The sequence below is a fragment of the Ruminococcus callidus ATCC 27760 genome (assembly GCF_000468015.1).
GTDB lineage: Bacteria > Bacillota > Clostridia > Oscillospirales > Ruminococcaceae > Ruminococcus_C > Ruminococcus_C callidus.
The window spans coordinates 1,331-8,094 of sequence record NZ_KI260369.1 but is presented as its reverse complement, the minus strand read 5'-3'; the positions used below and the strand labels follow the sequence as shown (position 1 = coordinate 8,094).

Annotated in this window: 6 protein-coding genes; 2 read left to right on the top strand and 4 right to left on the bottom strand. The window is 51.8% G+C overall.

The genetic code is table 11. The features are described 5' to 3' along the window. Positions 1 to 134: 134 nt before the first annotated feature. Positions 135 to 386, bottom strand: a complete 252-nt coding sequence (locus tag RUMCAL_RS05970; RefSeq protein ID WP_040647244.1) for a heavy-metal-associated domain-containing protein — start codon at positions 384 to 386, stop codon at positions 135 to 137. Positions 387 to 795: 409 nt separating this feature from the next. On the opposite strand from RUMCAL_RS05970, the gene RUMCAL_RS05965 reads away from it, so the two are divergent. Together RUMCAL_RS05965 and RUMCAL_RS05960 are read left to right on the top strand one after the other, a co-directional pair. Then, entirely contained in the window at positions 796 to 1,611 is an 816-nt protein-coding gene (locus RUMCAL_RS05965; protein ID WP_169725992.1) for a helix-turn-helix domain-containing protein, read from the top strand. Between the two features lie 51 nt (positions 1,612 to 1,662). Beyond that, on the top strand, positions 1,663 to 3,000 hold the full coding sequence (locus RUMCAL_RS05960) for a cellulase family glycosylhydrolase (RefSeq protein WP_156902449.1): 1,338 nt from the start codon (positions 1,663 to 1,665) through the stop codon (positions 2,998 to 3,000). A gap of 418 nt (positions 3,001 to 3,418) precedes the next feature. Here RUMCAL_RS05960 and serS read toward each other — a convergent pair whose 3' ends face one another. From serS to RUMCAL_RS05940, 3 genes are all read right to left on the bottom strand, one after another. Next, a complete protein-coding gene (gene serS, locus RUMCAL_RS05950) occupies positions 3,419 to 4,705 on the bottom strand; it encodes a serine--tRNA ligase (RefSeq protein ID WP_021681747.1) in 1,287 nt (428 codons plus the stop codon). A 296-nt stretch (positions 4,706 to 5,001) separates the two neighbouring features. Beyond that, positions 5,002 to 5,838, bottom strand: coding sequence for a ParB/RepB/Spo0J family partition protein (locus RUMCAL_RS05945; protein ID WP_021681745.1), 837 nt, complete (start codon positions 5,836 to 5,838; stop codon positions 5,002 to 5,004). Beyond that, complete coding sequence (locus tag RUMCAL_RS05940; RefSeq protein WP_040647240.1) at positions 5,835 to 6,656, bottom strand: ParA family protein; 822 nt, start codon at positions 6,654 to 6,656, stop codon at positions 5,835 to 5,837. Before RUMCAL_RS05940 ends, RUMCAL_RS05945 begins: the two co-directional genes overlap by 4 nt. Positions 6,657 to 6,764: the final 108 nt, after the last annotated feature.

Below are 6,764 nucleotides of genomic sequence, written 5' to 3'. Positions count from 1 at the left end.
GCCATTCAAGGGCCGTTTTAAGTTAATGACATTGTGCGGGCAATCCCCCTACACAAACAACAACAATCCAAAAAAGCCACTCCTTACACAGGAGTGGCTTTTTTACGTGTGTTCACTGGCTGGACTTCGCACCATTACTTCCGGTGGAACAGTCCCTTTTTCTCGTAGGGCTCGCTCTCGTGGGACAGCAGAGTGTACCCAATGCCCTTGATCTCCTTATCCAGCATAGAAATATCCAACGGTTCTTCACTGATGACAACGGTTTCTCCGTTCTTCGCAGAAGATGTCACCTTTTTCACGCTGCAGTTCTGGCGAACCAGATCGTTCATGTGTGCCTCACACATACTGCACATCATACCGTCAATTTTCAATGTTGTCTTTACCATGATCGATACCGCCTTTCTTCTTTTCTCAGGGTAGCTCCTGAACGGTCTGCCTGTGTCTATTATATACCCTGTAGGGGTATTTGTCAATAGCTTGTACCAGAAAAATTTTCGGCGGCAAAACATTGTCCGGATATGCCGCAAAAACTGCACAATCCTGCTTTTCAAAAAAACATGTTGATTTTTGTACGATTTTGATGATGCGGATATTGCCCTGCACAAAATGATATGTGCAATATTCTCCCACTTTGCACAATATGTTATAAAAATGAGCAGAATTTGTGGTTGCATCTTCTGAGAAATCGTGCTATAATAAATGCAATGCAATTGGACCTGATTCGAATTTTCCTTGATTTTTCCCATGTTCTCCGGAAAAGATCCGGAAAATTCGCTGAATGCAAAGGAGAACACTATGAAAATTGGAGTAATCGGACACAATTATACCCACGGTGCAGATTTTGTGATGGATTATCCGAAGGGACCGGGCTGTTATCTGTTCCTTTTGGTAAAATCCCCTGCACGATTTTTGTTGAACGGGAAAAAGTTGCGTTTGGAAAAGAATACAATTCTCTTTTTCACCCCGCACACCGCCTGCCGCTATGCTGCGGAAAACGGCACCTATACAGACGACTGGTTCTACTGCAACATGACACCGGAGGAGGAACTCGCCCTGCGAAACGAGGGCATGCCCTTTGACACGCCGATGCAGACACAGAACGCTGCGGAACTGTCAGAACTAATCCGGAAAATGGCATATGAACACTATTCCGCGGAACTGATGCACAGCGAGATCGAACACCAGTACGCCAACATTCTGTTCATGAAGATCCGGCGGGAATACACCGCCGGCGATCATCACAGCACACTCCAGCTGCGGGACAACAACCAGCAGCTGACATATCTGCGAATGCGGATCTACCAGACACCGGAGCAGTTCGGCACGGTGGACTCCATGCTGAATTTTGTCAGCATGAGCCGTTCCGGCTTGCAGCACCTTTATAAAAAGACCTTCGGGGTCACAGTGATGACTGATGTCACCTGTGCAAAGATGCAGCGTGCCAAGGAACTGCTGTCCTCCACAAGGCTGACGGTGGGCGAGATCGCGGAGCAGTGCGGCTATGGGTGCACCTACAGCTTTTTACGCCAGTTCAAGAAGAACTGCGGCAGCACACCCTCGGACTTCCGCAAGCAGGGGCGTGTACAGGTGCGTATGGCAACTTCTGCATAAGACGACTCTGACAGGTGAAACACCAGCGGCATGGACCGCAAGGAAATCATAATGATGAAAAAAATAATTGCCGGAGCAATGGCTGCCGGTATTCTCTGGTGCAGCTGCACCGCTTCTGTGTCGGCTCTGCCCCAGAAGCAGTCCTCCATGCGGGACATCACCACTGCCCAGCTGGTCAAGGACATGGGCATTGGCATCAATCTGGGAAACACCTACGAATCTTGCGGCGACTGGATCGCCCAGTGGGGGGACGGCACACCGGAATCCTATGAAACCGCGTGGGGCAGTCCTGTGATTACCCAGCAGATGATCCAAGGTTACGCAGATGCCGGCTTTGACACCCTCCGTGTACCGGTGGCGTGGTCGAATATGATGGAGGATAACTACACCATCAGCGACAAGTACCTTTCTGCGGTGCAGGAAGTGGTGGACTGGGCAATAGACTGCGGACTGTATGTCATTCTCAATCTGCACTATGACGGCGGCTGGCTGGCGAACTTCCCCACGGACAAGGAAAACTGCATGGAGAAGTACAAGCGGATCTGGACACAGGTCAGCGATGCATTCGCCGACTACAGCGACTATCTGGTTTTTGAATCGCAAAATGAAGAACTGGGCTGGGAAAGCCTTTGGAACCGCTGGGGCGGCACCGAGGGCAAGACGAACTCCTATGATCTGGTCAATGAGATCAACCAGACGTTTGTGGACATTATCCGTTCCTCCGGCGGCAACAATCCTCAGCGACACCTGCTCATTTCCGGCTATAACACTGATGTGGAACTGACCTGTGACAGCCTGTTCCAGATGCCCAACGATCCGGCGGGACGCTGTGCGGTATCCGTACACTATTACACACCCTCCGGCTTCGCCATTCTGGAAGAAGATGCTTCATGGGGCAAGATGCGTTCCACTTGGGGCACAGACGACGACTACGCCGAACTGAACCGAAACATGGATCTCATGAAAACCACCTATGTGGATAAAGGAATCCCTGTCATCATCGGCGAATACGGCTGCCCGAAAAAGAACAAGGAAGAAGAATCCGTCCGGAGATTTCTTTCCTCGGTCTGCGAAGCCGCCTATTCCCGCGACATGTGTCCGGTAATGTGGGACGTCACCGATTTGCACTACAACCGGAGCAGCTGCAAGATGTTTGACGACACGCTGATGCAGCAGCTGCTGGCAGTGAAACAGTCCGGTGAAACTACGCTGACAGGCGACTGCAACGAGGATGGTATTGTCAGCGTAGCAGACGCGGTACTGTTGCAGCAGTACCTGCTGGACAGCAAGTCCCTGTCGGAAACCGCTGCAACATTGGCAAACTGCAACGGCGACGGCAGCGTGAACGGGCTGGATCTGGCAGTGCTGCGGCAAAAGCTGACAGCGTAACCATGACATTTTCAGCGTGCATCTTTCTTCTCCAGAAAGATACGCGTTTCTCAAAATGTATTTCACAGTTTGAATCCCTGTGAGGTACACACATTCTGCAAAAAGCGGACGTTCTTCCAACTGGAAAAATGTCCGCTTTTTGTATTTGCAGAACAGCCATGCCTTGTGGAAAAGCAGCTTTACCAGCATGATTTCCACTGCCCGTTTTTCCACAGAAGCCGTTTCCGTATTTTCCACATGTTTCAACAATTGCACTTTTCCACAAAAGAGAAAACCGGTTGAAAACATCGCAGTTTCAACCGGTTTTCCGATTTTCAATTCTATTTTCGTTTTCCACACACGCAATTTTTGCTGTGGAAAACTAGGGGAACACTGAATAAAGCCGTCAGGCGTGCTTTCCCCTAGGTGAAATATGCTCTTAGTCCTGCGGACGAATGCAGTCAGTGAACATGTACCGCTGCAGGGGTTCCGGAATGCGGACAGAGCCGTCCTCGTTGAGGTTGTTTTCCAAGAATGCGATCAGCATGCGGGGCGGAGCAACAACGGTGTTGTTCAGGGTGTGGGCAAAGTACTTGTTGCCGTCCTTGCCCTTGATGCGGATTCCCAGCCGTCTTGCCTGTGCGTCGCCCAGATTGGAGCAGCTGCCCACTTCGAAGTACTTCTTCTGACGGGGCGACCATGCTTCTACGTCCAGGCTCTTGACTTTCAGGTCAGCCAGATCGCCGGAGCAGCACTCCAGTGTCCGAACCGGAATGTCCAGACTGCGGAAGAACTCTACGGTATAACCGTACATCTTATGGAACCAGTCCATGCTTTCCTCCGGCTTGCAGACAACGATCATTTCCTGCTTTTCGAACTGGTGGATACGGTACACGCCGCGTTCCTCGATACCGTGTGCACCCACTTCCTTCCGGAAGCACGGAGAATAGCTGGTCAGAGTCTGGGGCAGCTTTTCTTCCGGCAGAATGGTATCGATAAACTTACCGATCATGGAGTGCTCGCTGGTACCGATCAGGTAGAGGTCTTCGCCCTCGATCTTGTACATCATGCCTTCCATTTCGGCAAAGGACATTACGCCGGTCACCACGTTGCTGCGGATCATGAACGGCGGAATGTAGTAGGTAAAGCCCTTATTAATCATAAAGTCGCGGGCATATGCCAGAATGGAGGAGTGCAGCCGTGCAATATCACCGCACAGATAATAGAAGCCGTTACCGCTGGTGTCGCGGGCTGCGTCGATGTCGATGCCATGGAGTTTTTCCATAATGTCCACGTGATACGGCACTTCGAAATCCGGCACAACCGGCTCGCCGAAACGCTCTACTTCCACGTTTTCGGAATCGTCCTTACCGATCGGCACGGAGTCATCAATGAAGTTCGGGATCACCAGCATGATCTCGCGGATACGGGCAGACAGTTCTGTTTCTGCCTTTTCCAGTTCTTCCAGCTTGGTGCCGATCGCACCCACCTCTGCCTTGACAGCTTCGGCTTCTTCCTTTTTGCCCTGTCCCATGAGGGCACCGATCTTCTTGCTGATAGACTTCCGCTGGCTGCGGAGTTCGTCGCCCTGTACCTTTGCTTCTCGGAATTTCTGATCCAGTTCCACAACTTCGTCTACCAGCGGCAGCTTGTCGTCCTGAAACTTCTTGCGGATGTTTTCCTTGACTTTTTCCGGATCGTTCCGGATCCATTTCATATCGATCATGTTTTTTTCCTTCCTTTATGTATGTGGGATGCCCACAAGATTACAGTATGTAGTACTTAGTACTATGTAACAGTTAAAATTATAGGAATAAGCCTCCCTTGAAAAGGGAAGGGAACCAGCAAAGCTGGTGGAGGGATTCTGGTAAAAATTTTCTTAAATTGCAGATTTCACAGAAAAATCCCTCAGTCAGCCTGCGGCTGCCAGCTCCCTTTTCAAGGGAGCCTGATCTATAATGTTTCAAAAATTACACAGTATGTAGAGGCGAACAATGTTTCACGTGAAACACCCTCGCTGCCTTACTCTTTTGTCAGCTTCTGTGCCAGTGCAGACAAATCGTCTTTATCGTAGAATTCCAGATTCAGTGTGCCCTTGTTTTTTCCGGCGGTCACTGTGACACGCCGTCCCAGACGGCTTTCCAGACTGATCTCGATCTCCTTATAGAAGCTGTCCTTATGGCTGAACTTCGTCCGTTTTTCCGGCTTTTCGCTGTCGGCAGCGATCTTTTCCACGGCACGGACAGTCAGCTTTCCGTCTGCCGCCTTTGCCGCCGTTTCAGAGAGCAGCTTCTCGTCAGAGATGCCCAGCAGTGCACGGGCATGTCCGGCACTCAGTCCGCCGTCCTCCACCAGTGTTTTCACATCTTCCGGCAGCTTCAGCAGCCGCAGGGAATTCGCCACGGCACTGCGGGATTTTCCCACACGCTTCGCCACTTCCTCCTGCGTCAGGTGAAACATGTCCATCAGCTGTGCGTAGGCGTTGGCTTCTTCCAGTGGGTTCAGGTCCTCCCGCTGGAGATTCTCGATCAGAGCCACCGCCATGGTTTCCTCGTCGGTCAGTTCCCGAATCACCACCGGCACTTCGTCCATGCCCAGCATTCTCGCTGCACGCAAGCGGCGTTCGCCGGCGACGATCTGATAATTCAGCCCCAGCGGACGCACCAGAATGGGCTGGATCATGCCGTACTGCTGAATGGAATCCGCCAGCGTCTGAATGGCTTCATCGCTGAACTGTTTGCGGGGCTGGTCCCGATTGGGTTCCAGTTCCGAAACGCGGAGCGTCTTTTTCACCTGCACCTCGGTGGCATTTTCATCATAGAGAAAATCCAGACCGCTGCCCAGTCCGCCGATCGTCATTGGTCACCACTCTCCCTTTTCTTGCCGAACGACAACAGCCGCCGTTTTTTCTCCGGCGGTTTTTCTCCCAGCAATTCCAGACCCAGCAGCATATACGCCTCTGCCCCCTTGGAAAACCGGTCGTAATACATCACCGGTTTGCCGTGGCTGGGGGCTTCCGAAAGCCGCACGTTGCGGGGAATTTTCGTCTGAAAGACCTTGTTCGGGAAATACTTTTTGACTTCTTCTTCCACCTGTCGGGACACGTTGAGCCGCTGGTCAAACATCACGAACAGAATGCCGCCGATGTCCAGATTGGGGTTATAGTTGCTGCGTACCACCTTAATGGTGTTGGTCAGCTGGGACAGACCTTCCAGTGCGTAGAACTCTGCCAGCATGGGAATAATCAGCTGATCTGCCGCCACCAGTCCATTGACGGTGAGCAGCCCCAGTGCCGGCGGGCAGTCGATCAGGATATAGTCATAGTCCAGTTTACAGGTCAGAATCTGCATTTTCAGCCGGTTCATGCGATTGTCCATGGCGGACAGTTCCAGTTCCGCACCGGCAAGGGTGTTCTTCGCCGGCAGCAGGCTGACGTTTTCAAACGCTGTGCGGACAATGGCTTCCTGTATGCTGCACTTCCCCACCAGCACCTCATATGAAGAAACCGGCAGCTGTTTTTTCTTGATGCCAAGACCGGTGGTGGTGTTGCCCTGCGGGTCGATGTCCACGCAGAGTACACGCTTGCCGCGGGAACCCAGATATGCCCCCAGATTCACCACGGTGGTGGATTTTCCCACGCCGCCTTTCTGGTTGGCAACTGCATACACAATACTCACGCGGGTTCTCCTTTCCTGCGGTGTGTTGAAAACGAGTTGCTCCAGCACACCGAATTTGATTGAAAGTATGTTTGAGGCAACACCGCACAAAGCTTGTGCGTAAGGTGC